The sequence below is a fragment of the Enterobacter sp. 241F3 genome (assembly GCF_034106785.1).
GTDB classification, from domain to species: Bacteria; Pseudomonadota; Gammaproteobacteria; order Enterobacterales; family Enterobacteriaceae; genus Enterobacter; species Enterobacter vonholyi.
On the sequence record NZ_JAWNDD010000004.1, the window covers coordinates 246,353 to 261,304 of the forward strand.

18 protein-coding genes are annotated in these 14,952 nt (G+C 55.9%); 13 read left to right on the plus strand and 5 right to left on the minus strand.

What is annotated here, in order from left to right; genetic code table 11:
* The first annotated feature begins 49 nt into the window (after positions 1–49).
* From folC to hisP, 10 genes are all read left to right on the plus strand, one after another.
* Positions 50–1,318: a bifunctional tetrahydrofolate synthase/dihydrofolate synthase gene (folC, locus tag UR504_RS13895; RefSeq protein WP_274240441.1), complete on the plus strand. Its 1,269-nt coding sequence runs from the start codon at positions 50–52 to the stop codon at positions 1,316–1,318.
* Positions 1,308–2,006, plus strand: a complete 699-nt coding sequence (gene dedD, locus UR504_RS13900) for a cell division protein DedD (RefSeq protein WP_111965258.1) — start codon at positions 1,308–1,310, stop codon at positions 2,004–2,006. Before folC ends, dedD begins: the two co-directional genes overlap by 11 nt.
* A gap of 165 nt (positions 2,007–2,171) precedes the next feature.
* Positions 2,172–2,660 (plus strand): colicin V production protein, encoded by a 489-nt coding sequence (gene cvpA / locus UR504_RS13905; protein WP_000262116.1) that lies wholly within the window; start codon positions 2,172–2,174, stop codon positions 2,658–2,660.
* A 33-nt stretch (positions 2,661–2,693) separates the two neighbouring features.
* Complete coding sequence (gene purF / locus UR504_RS13910; RefSeq protein WP_021241570.1) at positions 2,694–4,211, plus strand: amidophosphoribosyltransferase; 1,518 nt, start codon at positions 2,694–2,696, stop codon at positions 4,209–4,211.
* 89 nt (positions 4,212–4,300) lie between these two features.
* Positions 4,301–4,870: a UbiX family flavin prenyltransferase gene (locus tag UR504_RS13915; protein WP_248193785.1), complete on the plus strand. Its 570-nt coding sequence runs from the start codon at positions 4,301–4,303 to the stop codon at positions 4,868–4,870.
* A 291-nt stretch (positions 4,871–5,161) separates the two neighbouring features.
* Complete coding sequence (gene argT, locus UR504_RS13920; protein WP_023616063.1) at positions 5,162–5,944, plus strand: lysine/arginine/ornithine ABC transporter substrate-binding protein ArgT; 783 nt, start codon at positions 5,162–5,164, stop codon at positions 5,942–5,944.
* A gap of 226 nt (positions 5,945–6,170) precedes the next feature.
* Entirely contained in the window at positions 6,171–6,953 is a 783-nt protein-coding gene (hisJ, locus tag UR504_RS13925) for a histidine ABC transporter substrate-binding protein HisJ (protein WP_023336423.1), read from the plus strand.
* 88 nt (positions 6,954–7,041) lie between these two features.
* The gene (locus UR504_RS13930) at positions 7,042–7,728 is read left to right on the plus strand and encodes a histidine ABC transporter permease HisQ (RefSeq protein ID WP_014832782.1); all 687 of its coding nucleotides are present in this window, start codon (positions 7,042–7,044) and stop codon (positions 7,726–7,728) included.
* A complete protein-coding gene (locus UR504_RS13935) occupies positions 7,725–8,441 on the plus strand; it encodes an ABC transporter permease (protein ID WP_008502590.1) in 717 nt (238 codons plus the stop codon). Before UR504_RS13930 ends, UR504_RS13935 begins: the two co-directional genes overlap by 4 nt.
* Before the next feature lie 8 nt (positions 8,442–8,449).
* Complete coding sequence (gene hisP / locus UR504_RS13940) at positions 8,450–9,223, plus strand: histidine ABC transporter ATP-binding protein HisP (protein WP_014832781.1); 774 nt, start codon at positions 8,450–8,452, stop codon at positions 9,221–9,223.
* A gap of 47 nt (positions 9,224–9,270) precedes the next feature.
* Here hisP and UR504_RS13945 read toward each other — a convergent pair whose 3' ends face one another.
* From UR504_RS13945 to yfcG, 4 genes are all read right to left on the minus strand, one after another.
* Positions 9,271–9,780, minus strand: coding sequence for a GNAT family N-acetyltransferase (locus tag UR504_RS13945; protein ID WP_302235947.1), 510 nt, complete (start codon positions 9,778–9,780; stop codon positions 9,271–9,273).
* A gap of 44 nt (positions 9,781–9,824) precedes the next feature.
* Positions 9,825–10,718 carry a TIGR01777 family oxidoreductase gene (locus UR504_RS13950; RefSeq protein WP_302235945.1) on the minus strand — a complete coding sequence of 298 codons (894 nt, stop codon included), beginning with the start codon at positions 10,716–10,718 and terminating at the stop codon, positions 9,825–9,827.
* Between the two features lie 13 nt (positions 10,719–10,731).
* Positions 10,732–11,100 (minus strand): dihydroneopterin triphosphate 2'-epimerase, encoded by a 369-nt coding sequence (gene folX, locus UR504_RS13955; protein WP_023312555.1) that lies wholly within the window; start codon positions 11,098–11,100, stop codon positions 10,732–10,734.
* A gap of 75 nt (positions 11,101–11,175) precedes the next feature.
* A complete protein-coding gene (gene yfcG / locus UR504_RS13960; protein WP_023312554.1) occupies positions 11,176–11,805 on the minus strand; it encodes a GSH-dependent disulfide bond oxidoreductase in 630 nt (209 codons plus the stop codon).
* Between the two features lie 140 nt (positions 11,806–11,945).
* Between yfcG and yfcF the strand changes: the two genes are divergently transcribed.
* From yfcF to yfcD, 3 genes are read left to right on the plus strand one after another with little or no spacing between them, the layout of a single operon-like run.
* Complete coding sequence (gene yfcF / locus UR504_RS13965; RefSeq protein WP_302235943.1) at positions 11,946–12,590, plus strand: glutathione transferase; 645 nt, start codon at positions 11,946–11,948, stop codon at positions 12,588–12,590.
* A gap of 56 nt (positions 12,591–12,646) precedes the next feature.
* Positions 12,647–13,198 carry a phosphodiesterase gene (gene yfcE / locus UR504_RS13970; RefSeq protein ID WP_302235941.1) on the plus strand — a complete coding sequence of 184 codons (552 nt, stop codon included), beginning with the start codon at positions 12,647–12,649 and terminating at the stop codon, positions 13,196–13,198.
* 55 nt (positions 13,199–13,253) lie between these two features.
* Complete coding sequence (gene yfcD / locus UR504_RS13975; protein ID WP_032641987.1) at positions 13,254–13,808, plus strand: NUDIX hydrolase YfcD; 555 nt, start codon at positions 13,254–13,256, stop codon at positions 13,806–13,808.
* A gap of 3 nt (positions 13,809–13,811) precedes the next feature.
* Here yfcD and UR504_RS13980 read toward each other — a convergent pair whose 3' ends face one another.
* Complete coding sequence (locus UR504_RS13980; RefSeq protein ID WP_127731794.1) at positions 13,812–14,831, minus strand: LacI family DNA-binding transcriptional regulator; 1,020 nt, start codon at positions 14,829–14,831, stop codon at positions 13,812–13,814.
* Positions 14,832–14,952: the final 121 nt, after the last annotated feature.

A 14,952-nucleotide genomic window follows, 5' to 3' on the forward strand; every position in this document is an offset into this window, starting at 1 on the left:
GTTGGCGCTGCCCTTTTGCTTTCTAATCTGTTAATGACAACCGGGCATTATGGAAAATAAAAGCATTCCCCAAGCCACGTCGCCCCTGGCCGCGTGGCTTTCTTATCTGGAAAACCTGCACAGTAAAACCATCGATATGGGGCTTGAACGGGTGAGCCAGGTTGCCACGCGTCTAGATGTGCTCAAACCGGCACCTTTCGTGTTCACCGTCGCAGGGACCAACGGTAAAGGCACGACCTGCCGCACGCTGGAGTCCGTCCTGATGGCGGCCGGTTACAGGGTAGGCGTTTATAGCTCTCCACACCTGGTCCGCTACACCGAGCGGGTTCGCGTGCAAAATCGCGAACTGCCGGAATCCGCGCATACGGCGTCGTTCGCGGAAATTGAAGCCGCGCGCGGTGAGATCTCATTAACCTATTTTGAATACGGCACCCTGTCGGCCCTGTGGCTGTTTAAACAGGCGCAGCTGGATGTGGTGATCCTTGAGGTTGGCCTCGGCGGGCGTCTTGATGCAACCAATATCGTGGATGCAGATGTGGCGGTGGTCACCAGCATCGCGCTGGATCATATCGACTGGCTGGGGCCGGATCGTGAAAGCATTGGCCGCGAGAAGGCCGGTATTTTCCGGGCAAATAAACCCGCCGTGGTCGGCGAGCCGGATATGCCGCACACTATTGCTGACGTAGCAAACGAGAAGGGCGCGCGTCTGCTGCGCCGCGGCGTTGACTGGCAGTATGAGGTTCAGAACAACGGCTGGCGCTTTAGCGACGCGCAGGGGGCACTGGATAACTTGCCGTTGCCGCAGGTTCCGCAGCCGAACGCGGCCACCGCGCTGGCGGCACTGCGCGCCAGCGGATTGGTGGTGAGCGAGCAGGCAATCCGCAACGGCATTCAGAGCGCAATTCTGCCCGGGCGTTTCCAGATTGTCAGCGAGTCACCGCGCCTGATTCTGGACGTGGCGCATAACCCGCATGCGGCGGCGTATCTCGCGGGACGTCTCAAATCGTTACCAAAAACCGGGCGCGTGCTGGCGGTTATCGGTATGCTTCATGATAAAGATATCGGCGGGACGCTGGCCTGCATGGAGAGTGTGGTCGATAGCTGGTATTGTGCTCCTCTGGAGGGGCCGCGCGGCGCGACGGCCGAGCAGCTGATGGAACATCTCGGCAAAGGCGCAATCTACAGTAGCGTGGCTCAGGCCTGGCATGCCGCGATGGCGGATGCTAAACCAGAAGATACCGTGCTGGTGTGTGGTTCATTCCACACGGTGGCACATGTCATGGAAGTGATGGACGCGGGGAGAACCGGTGGCGAGTAAGTTTCAGAACCGTTTAACAGGAACCATTGTGCTGGTCGCGCTCGGGGTGATTATTCTTCCCGGGCTGCTCGACGGGCAGAAAAAGCATTATCAGGATGAGTTTGCCGCTATTCCGCTGGTGCCTAAACCGGGTGACCGCGATGAGCCGGATATGCTGCCCGCGGCGACGCAGGCGCTGCCTGCTCAGCCACCGGAAGGCGCGGCGGAAGAGGTGCGCGCGGGCGATGCCGCAGCACCGTCGCTCGATCCGTCTCGCCTGGCGGCAGCGAGCAGCAGCGATATCGATCCGGTGCCGGTAGAGCAGCCTAAACCGGTTGAAAAACCGAAGCCGGTTGAGAAGCCGCAGCCGAAACCGCAGCGCGATAAAACGGCAGAACAGCTCGCCGCGGCGTCAGAAACCCCACCGCCAGCAAAACCGGCGCAGCAGGACGCTGCTGCCCCAACGGGTAAAGCCTACGTGGTGCAGCTCGGTGCGCTGAAAAACGCCGACAAAGTCAACGAGGTCGTGAGCAAACTGAGAAGTGCGGGATACCGTGTTTACACTTCACCTTCCACGCCGGTGCAGGGTAAAATTACCCGTATCCTCGTGGGGCCAGAAGCGTCTAAAGACAAACTGAAAGGGTCGCTGGGTGAGTTGAAGCAGATCTCCGGCCTGAGCGGTGTGGTGATGGGTTACAGCGCAAACTAAGTACGACCTGCTCCTTTAAGAGAGAGGCGATAAGCCACGGCGTTGAACATTTTTTCAGCGCCTTTTTTATTTACGCGCGGGAAGGAAATCCCTACGCAAACGTTTTCTTTTTCTGTTAGAATTCGCCCCGAACTGGATGACAGGGCGTTAAATCGTGGGACACATATGGTCTGGATTGATTACGCCATCATAGCGGTGATTGGTTTTTCCTGTCTGGTTAGCCTGATCCGTGGCTTTGTTCGTGAAGCGTTATCGCTGGTGACTTGGGGTTGTGCTTTCTTTGTCGCCAGTCATTACTACACTTACCTGTCTGTCTGGTTCACGGGCTTTGAAGATGAACTGGTCCGAAACGGAATTGCCATCGCGGTGCTGTTTATCGCAACGCTGATTGTCGGCGCTATCGTGAATTACGTGATAGGTCAGCTGGTCGAGAAAACCGGTCTGTCAGGAACGGACAGGGTGCTCGGGATCTGTTTCGGAGCGTTGCGAGGCGTGCTGATTGTGGCCGCGATCCTGTTCTTCCTGGATACCTTCACCGGGTTCTCCAAAAGCGAAGACTGGCAGAAATCGCAGCTCATTCCAGAGTTCAGCTTCATCATCAGATGGTTCTTTGACTATCTGCAAAGCTCGTCGAGTTTTTTGCCCAGGGCATAAACCCTGAGATGTGGCTTAACGAGGAAAAGACGAATGTGCGGTATTGTCGGTATCGCCGGTTTCATGCCGGTAAACCAGTCGATTTATGACGCGTTAACGGTGCTTCAGCACCGTGGGCAGGATGCTGCGGGTATCATCACCATTGATGCAAACAACTGTTTCCGTTTACGCAAGGCGAATGGCCTGGTAAACGATGTGTTTGAAGCCCGCCATATGCAGCGTCTGCAAGGTAATATGGGGATCGGTCACGTTCGTTATCCTACTGCTGGCAGTTCCAGCGCCTCCGAGGCACAGCCTTTCTACGTCAACTCACCGTACGGCATCACCCTTGCCCATAACGGCAACCTGACGAACGCACATGAGCTGCGTAAAAAGCTGTTCGAAGAGAAACGTCGCCACATTAACACCACCTCTGATTCTGAAATCCTGCTCAATGTGTTCGCCAGCGAGCTGGATAACTTCCGTCACTATCCGCTGGAAGCAGACAACATCTTTGCCGCGATTGCCGCGACAAACCGTCAGATCCGCGGCGCGTACGCCTGCGTGGCGATGATTATCGGTCACGGCATGGTAGCTTTCCGCGATCCAAACGGCATTCGTCCCCTGGTGCTCGGCAAGCGCGACCTCGGCGATGGCCGTACCGAATATATGGTTGCCTCTGAGAGCGTGGCGCTGGATACCCTGGGCTTCGAATTCCTGCGCGACGTTGCGCCGGGCGAAGCGGTCTATATCACCGAGAAGGGCCAGCTGTTTACCCGCCAGTGTGCCGATAACCCGGTCAGCAACCCGTGCCTGTTTGAATACGTTTACTTCGCCCGCCCGGATTCCTTCATCGACAAGATTTCCGTCTACAGCGCGCGCGTCAACATGGGCACGAAGCTGGGCGAGAAGATTGCCCGCGAGTGGGACGATCTCGACATCGACGTGGTTATTCCTATCCCGGAGACCTCCTGCGATATCGCGCTGGAGATCGCCCGCATTCTGGACAAGCCATACCGTCAGGGCTTCGTGAAGAACCGCTACGTTGGCCGCACGTTTATCATGCCGGGGCAGCATCTGCGCCGTAAGTCCGTGCGCCGCAAGCTGAATGCCAACCGCGCGGAGTTCCGCGACAAGAACGTTCTGCTGGTGGATGACTCCATCGTTCGCGGCACCACCTCTGAGCAGATTATCGAGATGGCGCGCGAAGCGGGTGCGAAGAAAGTTTACCTGGCCTCTGCTGCGCCGGAGATTCGCTTCCCGAACGTGTACGGCATCGATATGCCAACCGCCAACGAGCTGATCGCTCACGGCCGTGAAGTGGATGAAATTCGCCAGATCATCGGTGCCGACGGCCTCATTTTCCAGGATCTGAACGATCTCATCGACGCGGTGCGTGCCGAGAATCCGGAAATTCAGCAGTTTGAATGCTCCGTGTTCAACGGTATTTACGTGACCAAAGACGTTGACCAGCAGTACCTCGACTATCTTGATTCACTGCGCAACGACGACGCCAAAGCCGTCCAGCTGCAGAACGATCTCGAAAGCTTAGAGATGCACAACGAAGGTTGATACTCCGGCAGGTGAGGGCGAATGCCCTCACTTGCAACTCCCCGCAAAATCCTGCACAGTCTGCCCTGAAATCAGTAAGGGCGAAAATCATGAAACGACTCATTGTTGGGCTCAGCGGCGCCAGCGGCGCGATTTACGGCGTACGTTTGTTACAGGTTCTGCGTAGCGTGGCGGACGTCGAAACCCATCTGGTGATGAGCCAGGCGGCGCGGCAGACCCTCTCTCTGGAAACCGATCTTTCCCTGCGCGATGTTCAGGCGCTGGCGGATGTCGTTCACGATGCCCGTGATATCGCTGCCAGCATCTCCTCAGGCTCGTTTAAAACGGCCGGCATGGTTATCCTGCCCTGTTCAATTAAAACGCTCTCCGGCATTGTGAACAGCTATACGGACACCCTGGTGACGCGCGCGGCGGATGTGGTGCTGAAGGAGCGGCGTCCCCTGGTGCTGTGCGTGCGGGAAACGCCGCTGCACCTGGGCCATCTGCGCTTAATGACGCAGGCTGCGGAGCTGGGGGCTGTCATCATGCCGCCGGTACCCGCGTTCTATCATCGCCCGACCTCGCTGGATGACGTGATTAATCAGACCGTTAACCGCGTGCTGGATCAGTTTGACATCAACCTGCCCGACGATCTCTTCACCCGCTGGCAGGGTGCCTGAATCTGTGCACAAAACAGGTGCATGAAAAGACAAGTTGCCCTGTTTCAGGGCAATTATGCAACGGCGATCATATCCTCGACATTTAATTCGTTTTTTCCCTTTTTCTCTTTCCGGTTCGTTCGGCAGACCTGCTATCTTTCACCATTAAGGCAATATCGCAACGTTTTATTAACATATTTAACGTCGAAGTTTTGACCAGACGGCAATGTGGCATAAGACCTGCAAGATGAAGCCTGCAACACAACACACAACACAATACATAATAAAATCACGGTACTTGAGGGTAAATGTATGAAGAAGACGGTTCTGGCTCTGTCTTTGCTCGTGGGGTTAAGTGCGGCAGCAGGTAGCTACGCAGCGCTTCCACAGACGGTTCGTATCGGTACAGACGCAACCTACGCGCCATTCTCTTCCAAGGATGCGAAAGGTGATTTCGTAGGGTTTGATATCGATCTGGGTAATGAAATGTGCAAGCGCATTGCGGTGAAATGCACATGGGTGGGCAGCGACTTTGACGCGTTAATCCCGTCGCTGAAAGCCAAGAAAATTGACGCCATTATCTCTTCTCTCTCCATCACCGAAAAACGTCAGCAGGAGATTGCCTTCTCTGACAAGCTCTACGCCGCGGATTCTCGCCTGATTGCGCCGAAAGGCTCCCCGATTAAGCCCACCATCGACTCTCTGAAGGGCAAACACGTCGGCGTGCTTCAGGGCTCGACGCAGGAAGGCTATGCCAATGCTAACTGGCGTGAGAAGGGCGTAGACGTGGTGGCTTACCAGAACCAGGATCTGATTTACTCTGACCTGGCGGCAGGCCGTCTGGATGCGGCATTCCAGGATGAAGTCGCCGCGAGCGAAGGCTTCCTGAAGCAGCCTGCGGGCAAAGAATTCGCGTTTGCTGGCCCGTCTGTAAAAGACAAAAAGTACTTTGGTGACGGCACCGGTATTGGCCTGCGTAAGGATGATACCGAGCTGAAAGCCGCCTTCGACAAAGCCTTTGCAGAGCTGCGTAAAGACGGTACTTACGACAAACTGGCGAAGAAATACTTCGACTTCAACGTATACGGTGAATAACACCTGACGGTAACGCACCGGAGAGGTGCGTTGCGGGAGCGGTTGACCCAATACAGTGCATTAAATGCACTGTATTGGATCGCTTTGTGCATACTTACGCATTTATAATGCAAAAATTCCCGCCTGAAGGGCATTAGTCTTTGCCTGGCAGAGGGGATTAATGGCACATTAGCACCACCCCGTCGTCGTAAAAATCCCGTATGAAGACAGTTTGTTGAGGATAAATATGAAAAAACTCGTGTTGTCACTATCTCTGGTACTGGCCTTTTCCAGCGCCACCGCGGCATTCGCAGCCATTCCGCAGAAAATCCGAATTGGTACCGATCCAACCTATGCGCCGTTCGAATCGAAGAATTCAAAGGGTGAACTGGTCGGTTTTGACATCGATCTGGCCAACGAGCTGTGCAAACGCATCAAAGCACAGTGTACCTACGTTGAGAACCCGCTGGATGCGCTGATCCCGTCCCTGAAAGCGAAAAAAATCGACGTAATCATGTCCTCGCTCTCCATCACCGAAAAACGCCAGCAGGAGATTGCCTTCACCGACAAACTCTATGCGGCCGATTCACGTCTGGTGGTAGCTAAAGCTTCTGACATTCAGCCAACGCTGGAGTCGCTAAAAGGCAAACGCGTCGGCGTGCTGCAGGGCACCACGCAGGAAACCTACGGCAACGAACACTGGGCGCCGAAGGGGATTGAAATCGTCTCCTATCAGGGCCAGGAAAATATCTACGCTGACCTGACGGCAGGCCGAATTGATGCGGCATTCCAGGATGAAGTCGCGGCAAGCGAAGGCTTCCTGAAAACGCCGGTGGGTAAAGATTACAAGTTTGGCGGCCCGTCCATTAAGGACGTGAAGTTGTTTGGTGTGGGCACCGGTATGGGCCTGCGCAAAGAAGACAACGAGCTGCGTGAGGCGCTGAACAAAGCGTTCGCTGAAATGCGTGCTGACGGTACCTACGACAAGCTGGCGAAAAAGTACTTTGATTTTAATGTTTACGGCGGCTAATCGCCCCGTCAAATAACGTGCGGCCCCTCCCGCTGCGGGAGGGGAAAAGACACGGTTCCACCACTCACGATACGACAGGGCTCGCGGTATGCTGTACGGATTTTCTGGCGTTATTTTACAGGGCGCGCTTGTCACCCTTGAGCTGGCTATCAGCTCCGTGGTGCTGGCGGTGCTGATAGGTCTGGCAGGCGCAGGGGCGAAGCTTTCGGCTAATAAACCGCTGGCGCTGATCTTTGAAGGCTACACCACGCTTATTCGCGGCGTTCCCGATCTGGTGCTGATGCTGCTTATCTTTTACGGTCTGCAGATTGCGCTGAACAGCGTAACGGACGCGATGGGCATGGGACAAATTGATATCGACCCGATGGTGGCCGGTATTATTACCCTCGGTTTTATCTACGGCGCCTACTTCACCGAAACCTTCCGCGGCGCCTACATGGCCGTGCCGAAAGGCCACATTGAGGCGGCAACCGCATTTGGTTTTACCTCTTCACAAACGTTTCGTCGGATTATGTTCCCGGCCATGATGCGCTATGCGCTTCCGGGCATCGGCAACAACTGGCAGGTTATCCTTAAAGCCACGGCGCTGGTCTCGCTGCTCGGTCTGGAAGACGTCGTGAAAGCGACTCAGCTGGCGGGCAAGAGCACCTGGGAGCCGTTCTACTTTGCGGTGGTCTGCGGCGTGATCTATCTGGTCTTTACGACCGTCTCCAATGGTGTGCTGCTTCTTCTCGAGCGTCGCTACTCTGTGGGTGTGAAGAGGGCTGACCTGTGATTGAGATTATTCAGGAATACTGGAAATCGCTGCTGTGGACAGATGGCTACCGCTTTACCGGCGTGGCGATTACCCTCTGGCTGCTGATCTCCTCCGTGGTGATGGGCGGTATTCTGGCGGTGTTTCTCGCCATTGGCCGCGTGTCGAACAATAAATTCATCCAGTTCCCGATCTGGCTGTTCACCTACGTATTTCGCGGTACGCCGCTGTACGTGCAGCTGCTGGTGTTCTATTCGGGGATGTATACGCTTGAGATCGTAAAAGGCACTGAGATGCTGAATGCGTTCTTCCGCAGCGGTCTGAACTGTACGGTGCTGGCGTTGACGCTCAACACCTGCGCCTACACCACCGAGATTTTCGCGGGGGCGATTCGTTCTGTCCCTTACGGTGAGATTGAAGCGGCGCGCGCGTACGGCTTTTCCTCGGTGAAACTTTATCGCTGCATCATTCTGCCGTCGGCCCTGCGTATTGCGTTACCGGCGTACAGTAATGAAGTGATTTTGATGCTGCACTCCACCGCGCTCGCCTTTACCGCGACGGTGCCGGATTTGCTCAAAATCGCGCGCGATATTAACTCCGCGACCTATCAGCCGTTTACCGCGTTTGGCATTGCGGCGGTGCTCTATTTAATTATCTCTTATGTTCTGATTAGCCTGTTCCGTAAGGCTGAAAAACGCTGGTTGCAGCATATAAAACCTTCTTCGACGCACTGAGAAAGATGATGGCTGAGAACAAATTAAACGTTATTGATTTGCACAAACGCTACGGCGAACATGAAGTGCTGAAAGGGGTGTCGCTGCAGGCAAATGCTGGCGACGTAATCAGTATCATCGGCTCATCCGGCTCGGGGAAAAGTACCTTCCTGCGCTGCATTAACTTCCTCGAAAAGCCGAGCGAAGGCTCGATTGTGGTGAGCGGGCAGAATATTAACCTGGTCCGTGACAAAGACGGACAGCTGAAGGTTGCGGATAAAAATCAGCTACGCCTGCTGCGTACCCGCCTGACGATGGTTTTTCAGCACTTCAACCTCTGGAGCCACATGACGGTGCTGGAGAACGTGATGGAAGCGCCGGTTCAGGTGCTGGGCCTGAGCAAGCATGAAGCTCGCGAGCGCGCGGTGAAATACCTGGCGAAAGTGGGCATCGACGAGCGCCAGCAGATGAAATACCCGGTGCATCTCTCCGGCGGTCAGCAGCAGCGTGTCTCCATCGCACGCGCGCTGGCGATGGAACCCGAGGTGCTGCTGTTCGACGAACCGACCTCCGCGCTGGACCCCGAACTCGTTGGCGAAGTGCTGCGCATCATGCAGAAGCTGGCCGAAGAGGGCAAAACGATGGTGGTGGTGACGCACGAGATGGGCTTCGCCCGTAACGTCTCGAACCACGTTATCTTCCTGCATCAGGGGAAAATTGAAGAGCAGGGGCACCCGGACGAAGTGCTGGCGAACCCGCAAAGCCCGCGTTTGCAACAGTTCCTGAAGGGGTCGTTGAAGTAGATTTTGTCTTTCCCCTCTCCCTGTGGGAGAGGGGCGAGGTGAGGGCATCAGGCCGCACCGCACTCCAACCTGTACACCCAGTCGTCATAGCGCACGCCGTCAATCTCATACGCCTTTTCCAGCACCTGCGTACGCACGAACCCGACTTTCTCCAGCACCCGCACCGACCCGCCGTTGTCCGCCAGGACATACGCGTTAATCGCTTTCACGCCGGTCTGGTTGAACGCATAATCACACACCGCGCGCAGCGCTTCGCTGGCGATACCTTTGCCCTGCGCGGCAGGCACAACCGTATAGCCAATATCCGCCTCATCACGATTCTCTGCGCTGATTTGCAGGCCGATATCGCCCAGCGGCGTATCATCATCCCGGGCGCGAATAACAAACACATGAGCAGCAGCGAGTCGCGCGGCAAACACGCGTCGGGTCTCTTTTTCCGGGGCGATGGCGGCCATATAGCGCATGATGGCGCGATCTTCACGCAGCGAGCGGAAGAAGGCCCAGTCAGTGGGTTCGAAAGGGGTGAGGTAAAGCCGGGGTGTGGTGATGGTTGCCATTGTTACGCCATATCTTCGGAACACGGCCTGTCACTGTACCATATTCACCGCACCACATCCCCCAGCGCCTCTTCTAATTCATACCAGCGGAACGCAAACCCGGCCGCTTCCAGCCGTTTGGGCAGTGCCCGCTGCCCGCCTAATACCAGAACAGACGCTTCACCCATCATCAGGCGAATAACCGTCGCAGGCACGCGCAAAATTGCCGGACGGTGCAGGGCATGCCCCAGCGCGTGGGCAAACTGTTCATTGCGCACCGGATACGGCGCAACCATATTGAACGGCCCGCGCAGATCGTTATCCAGCAGCCAGAGAATCCCGTTGACCATATCGTCGATATGGATCCAGGCCAGGTACTGACGACCATTACCGATGGGGCCACCGAGTCCGAGCCGGAAAGGGGGAAGCATCTTAGCCAGAATGCCGCCTTTCGGCGCGAGAACGACACCGGTCCGCAGCAGGCAGACGCGGGTCCGATCGCTCTGCGCAGCGCAGGCGATACGCTCCCACTGGGCGCAGAGCTTATGGGTAAACTCGTTATGGGGCGGCTCTTCCTCGGTTACAACCACCTCGCCAAGATCGCCGTAGTAGCCCACTGCGGAACCCGAAATCAGCACCGAAGGCGGCGTGTGGCTATTGCGGATCAGCTCGACCAGCTTTTCGGTGATGTTCCACCGGCTGCTGCACAACAGCTGTTTTTGCTCTTCCGTCCAGCGCTTATCGGCGATGGGTTCACCCGCGAGGTTAATGACGGCGTCGAAGCCGTCCAGATTTTGCTGCTCGGCCAGATTTTTCCAGATATCAACACCTGCCCCCAGCACCTGGCGCGCTTTCTCCGGGCTGCGCGTGACCACGGTGATGTCATGGTGCATGGCCTGCAGACGCGCAATGAGGTGACGACCAATAAGGCCTGTACCGCCGGTCAGCAAAATCTTCATACAACCTCCAGGTTTACGCCTGGCGCCGCCAGCTTAACGTCATGGAGACGGAGTCGGCATAGCGCAGGGCGTGAAGTTTATCGATCTCAACTTCAGCATAAGTGACCCAGTGATGTTCGCGTGCGATATCGAGCACATCCTGAGTTAATTTTTCCAGCAGAGAGAAGCGGTTATTCTCAACGTACTGGATGATGTTTTTGGTTATTGTGCGGTAGTTCAGCGCGTCGTTGATGTCTTCGCTGGCCCGCGCTTTGTCTGCGGGGTAGTGAATTACCACATTAATGACAATATCCTGACGGTTGGCGATCTCTTCCTCTTTGATGCCGATGAAGGTACGCAGGCGTAAATTTTTTATGCGAATAATAGCGTCTGGCTGTGACATTGCAGGTCTTCTCCGTGTCAGTATTTCCTGCCCATAATACATGAGAGCTTCACAGGCACCCAGCCTCATACCGGGTTAAATTTGCTGGATTTTTTGCATCGCCCGCTCGGTCGCCGGGCGGGTCCGGATGCGCTCAAACCAGTTGTTCACCGCCGGGTAAGCGGCCAGGTCAATGCGGTGTTTTTCATGCGTATTCACCCACGGCCAGCAGGCGATATCGGCAATACTGTAATGATCGCCCCCGAGCCACGGCGTTTTCTTCAGCCGACGGTTCAGAACGTCATAGAGCCGTTGAGTCTCAACCTGATAGCGTTCTATCGCGTAAGGAATAGGCTGCGGGGCGTAAGCGGTAAAATGATGATTTTGTCCCAGCATGGGGCCCAGCCCGCTTGCCTGCCAGAAAAGCCATTGCAGGGTATGGTGACGCTCGCGCAGTTCGCCGCTCAGCAGCTTGCCGGTTTTCTCCGCCAGATAGAGCAAAATTTCACCGGATTCAAACAGGCTCAATGGTCTGCCCCCGTCCGCCGGCTGGTTATCAATAATGGCCGGGATTTTATTATTCGGCGAAATAGCCAGAAAGAGAGGGCTGAACTGTTCGCCTTTGCTGATATCCACACGAATGATCCTGTAATCCAGCTCGGCTTCTTCAAGAAAGAGGGTGATCTTATGGCCGTTTGGGGTAGGGGCGTAATAAAGGTCGATCATTCTCAACTCCTGTCCATGCGAATAGTGGTGCCATGACAAATGAGTATAGGTGGTTGTTGTAAATCGTGAGTTTTCATCAAGTGACAGCGAGGCAAAGAGATTATATGTTGAGTAAAAACCGATCAGTCTATGAGGATGTTATGAACCAGCCCGTCATCACGTTGTGGTCCGATGCGAACTTTTATTCTCCCTATGTCATGAGCGTATACGTTGCGCTGGCCGAAAAAGGGCTCACCTTTACGCTGAAGACCGTTGATCTCGACGGCGGTGAACATCTCAAACCACAGTGGCAGGGTTACGACCTGACCCGACGCGTGCCGGTACTGGAAATTGATGGTTTTGCCCTGAGCGAATCGTCGGCGATCGATGAGTATCTGGAAGATCGGTTCGCCCCCCCGGAGTGGGAACGTATCTATCCTCACGATCTGCAAAAACGCGCGCGGGCGCGGCAGATCCAGGCGTGGCTGCGTAGCGATCTGGTGCCAATTCGCGTGGAACGCTCAACGGACGTCGTGTTCGCCGGGGTGAGAAAGCCAGCGCTCAGCGCTGAAGGTCGTGAAAGCGCGAAGAAACTGATTGAAACCGCCACCTCGCTGCTTGCCCATGGCAACCCGAATCTTTTTGGCGAGTGGTGCATTGCCGACGCCGATCTGGCGTTGATGCTAAACCGCCTGATCCTCAACGGTGATGAGGTGCCGCAGCTGCTGGTGGATTATGCTGCGTTTCAGTGGCAGCGTGCCTCCGTGCAGCGCTATGTGGCACTCTCGGCTAAGCGCGCGGGCTGATAAGCCCAGACGCATAAGGTATGATGGGGGCAGTCTGTTTTACCGAGGAGTGACTGATGAAACTGATGTTTGCGTCGGATATCCATGGATCGCTGCCCGCAACCGAGCGTGTCCTTTCCCTGTTTGCACAAAGCGGTGCGCAGTGGCTGATTATTTTGGGCGACGTGCTGAATCACGGCCCGCGCAACGCGCTGCCGGAAGGCTATGACCCTGCGCAGGTCGCGGAAAAGCTCAACCCGTACGCCTCGCGCATCATCGCCGTTCGCGGCAACTGCGACAGCGAAGTGGACCAGATGCTGCTGCATTTTCCCATTACCGCGCCGTGGCAGCAGGTGCTGCTCGAACAACACCGCCTGTTCCTGACCCACGGGCATCTTTTTAGCCCGGATAATCTCCCGGCGCTCGCGGCTGGCGATGTCCTGGTTTACGGTCATACTCATATTCCGGTTGCGGAAAAACGCGGTGAGATTTATCACTTTAATCCGGGCTCGGTTAGCATCCCAAAAGGCGGATATCCTGCGAGCTACGGCATGCTGGATGGAAATACCCTGAGCGTTATCGCACTTAATGATCAGCAAGTTATTGCGCAGGTAGCGATTAATCCGTAAGTTACACCTCAACTGCAAACGCGCCGAAAGAGCGCTTAGAAGAGAAGGTTTCCCGATGGTGGAGCAGAGTCATTTGGCAAGTACAGAGTGGGTTGACATTGTCAGCGAAGAGAATGAAGTGATCGCGCAGGCCAGCCGCGAACAAATGCGTGCGGAGCGTCTGCGTCACCGCGCAACGTACATCGTTGTGCATGACGGTATGGGCAAAATTCTGGTCCAGCGCCGTACGGACACCAAAGATTTTCTCCCTGGGATGCTGGATGCCACTGCAGGCGGGGTTGTCCAGGCAGATGAAGTGCTGCTGGATTCCGCGCGTCGAGAAGCAGAAGAAGAGCTTGGTATCGCCGGTGTGCCGTTTGCCGAGCACGGTCAGTTCTATTTCGAAGACGAAAACTGTCGCGTCTGGGGCGGGCTGTTTAGCTGCGTTTCTCACGGCCCGTTTGCCCTGCAGGAAGAAGAGGTGAGTGAAGTCTGCTGGATGACGCCGGAAGAAATTACCGCGCGTTGCGACGAGTTTACGCCGGATTCATTAAAAGCGCTGGCGCTGTGGATGACCCGCAACGCCAAAAACGAATCGACCAAATCAGAGAAAGAGGAAGAGGCTGAGTAAGCTTCAGCAACTCTCTCTCAGACACAGACTGGACGCGATGGGCTTTTGATCGCGCCAGTCGCCGCCATTCAGTCGCTCCAGTAGTGCTTTCCCGGCTTCAACTCCAATCTTACGATGCGGTACCGCCATCGTCGTCAGCGGCGGCTGACAGACGCGGCTCACGTCGCTATCGCCAAACCCTACCACCGCCAGATCGTCCGGCACCTTGATTCGCCTGCGCTGACACTCGTACAGCGCGCCGCAGGCCAGCTCGTCAGAGACGCACACCAGCGCATCCAGCTCCGGCCACGCCAGCAGGAATTCAGGCAGCTGCGCCGCGCCGGTCGAGAAGCTCGGCGGCATCGCCGCGTTAATGACCCGGTTCGGCGACATATGGTGGCGAAGCATGGCCTTGTACCAGCCCTGCAGATGCTGCTGGAAAATCCACTGCTCCTGGTTGGCGCACAGGAGGCCAATATTTTGGTAGCCGCGCTTAATCACCATTTCCGTGAGTTCATACATGGCCGCCACGTTATCAATCCCGATATTCATATCAATCGGGTCGGCGCGCATGGCACCCATCTCCATCACCGGAATGGAGGCGTTTTTCAGCCAGTGGCGAACGGTATCGGTATGTTCAACGCTGAGCAGGATAGCGGCGGCAATGTTCGACGCCAGCAGCGTCTCCAGCAGTTTCTCCTCCTGCTCCAGGCGATGCTGGGATTCTGCCAGCATGATCTGATACCCGGCAGGCTGCAGCACCTGCTGTAGCCCGGCGAACATCTCCGAGCAGCCGGCTTCGGAGAGGTTGGGCACCACCATGGCTATCGTCCATGACGACGCCGAGGCAAGCGCGCTGGCGGCAAGATTAGGCATATAACCCAGCTCCTGCACGGCAGCTTCAATTTTTTCTCGTAATTTATCGGAAACCTGTTCGGGCGTGCGGAGTGCACGGGACACGGTCATCGTGCCCACACCGGCAAGCTGTGCGACATCGGCGAGTGTCACTTTACCAGTACTGCGCCGTTTTCGGGTTAGAGACATACACCTTCCTGCTGACCAGACGCGTTCTTCATTTCCTTCGCTTCACGTGACAGGCAGTATACGCCTTAAATCCCTTTTTTTGCTGTGATTTAGCGCCGTGAATGTAATTTGATAGCGCTAT

What these genes read in the sequence shown, in the direction of transcription:
- folC (WP_274240441.1), top strand. Translation starts at nt 50, where the DNA reads ATGGAAAATAAAAGCATTCCCCAAGCCACGTCGCCCCTGGCCGCGTGG.
- cvpA (WP_000262116.1), top strand. Translation starts at nt 2,172, where the DNA reads ATGGTCTGGATTGATTACGCCATCATAGCGGTGATTGGTTTTTCCTGT.
- purF (WP_021241570.1), top strand. Translation starts at nt 2,694, where the DNA reads ATGTGCGGTATTGTCGGTATCGCCGGTTTCATGCCGGTAAACCAGTCG.
- UR504_RS13915 (WP_248193785.1), top strand. Translation starts at nt 4,301, where the DNA reads ATGAAACGACTCATTGTTGGGCTCAGCGGCGCCAGCGGCGCGATTTAC.
- argT (WP_023616063.1), top strand. Translation starts at nt 5,162, where the DNA reads ATGAAGAAGACGGTTCTGGCTCTGTCTTTGCTCGTGGGGTTAAGTGCG.
- hisJ (WP_023336423.1), top strand. Translation starts at nt 6,171, where the DNA reads ATGAAAAAACTCGTGTTGTCACTATCTCTGGTACTGGCCTTTTCCAGC.
- UR504_RS13930 (WP_014832782.1), top strand. Translation starts at nt 7,042, where the DNA reads ATGCTGTACGGATTTTCTGGCGTTATTTTACAGGGCGCGCTTGTCACC.
- hisP (WP_014832781.1), top strand. Translation starts at nt 8,450, where the DNA reads ATGGCTGAGAACAAATTAAACGTTATTGATTTGCACAAACGCTACGGC.
- UR504_RS13945 (WP_302235947.1), bottom strand. Translation starts at nt 9,780, where the DNA reads ATGGCAACCATCACCACACCCCGGCTTTACCTCACCCCTTTCGAACCC.
- UR504_RS13950 (WP_302235945.1), bottom strand. Translation starts at nt 10,718, where the DNA reads ATGAAGATTTTGCTGACCGGCGGTACAGGCCTTATTGGTCGTCACCTC.
- folX (WP_023312555.1), bottom strand. Translation starts at nt 11,100, where the DNA reads ATGTCACAGCCAGACGCTATTATTCGCATAAAAAATTTACGCCTGCGT.
- yfcG (WP_023312554.1), bottom strand. Translation starts at nt 11,805, where the DNA reads ATGATCGACCTTTATTACGCCCCTACCCCAAACGGCCATAAGATCACC.
- yfcF (WP_302235943.1), top strand. Translation starts at nt 11,946, where the DNA reads ATGAACCAGCCCGTCATCACGTTGTGGTCCGATGCGAACTTTTATTCT.
- yfcE (WP_302235941.1), top strand. Translation starts at nt 12,647, where the DNA reads ATGAAACTGATGTTTGCGTCGGATATCCATGGATCGCTGCCCGCAACC.
- yfcD (WP_032641987.1), top strand. Translation starts at nt 13,254, where the DNA reads ATGGTGGAGCAGAGTCATTTGGCAAGTACAGAGTGGGTTGACATTGTC.
- UR504_RS13980 (WP_127731794.1), bottom strand. Translation starts at nt 14,831, where the DNA reads ATGTCTCTAACCCGAAAACGGCGCAGTACTGGTAAAGTGACACTCGCC.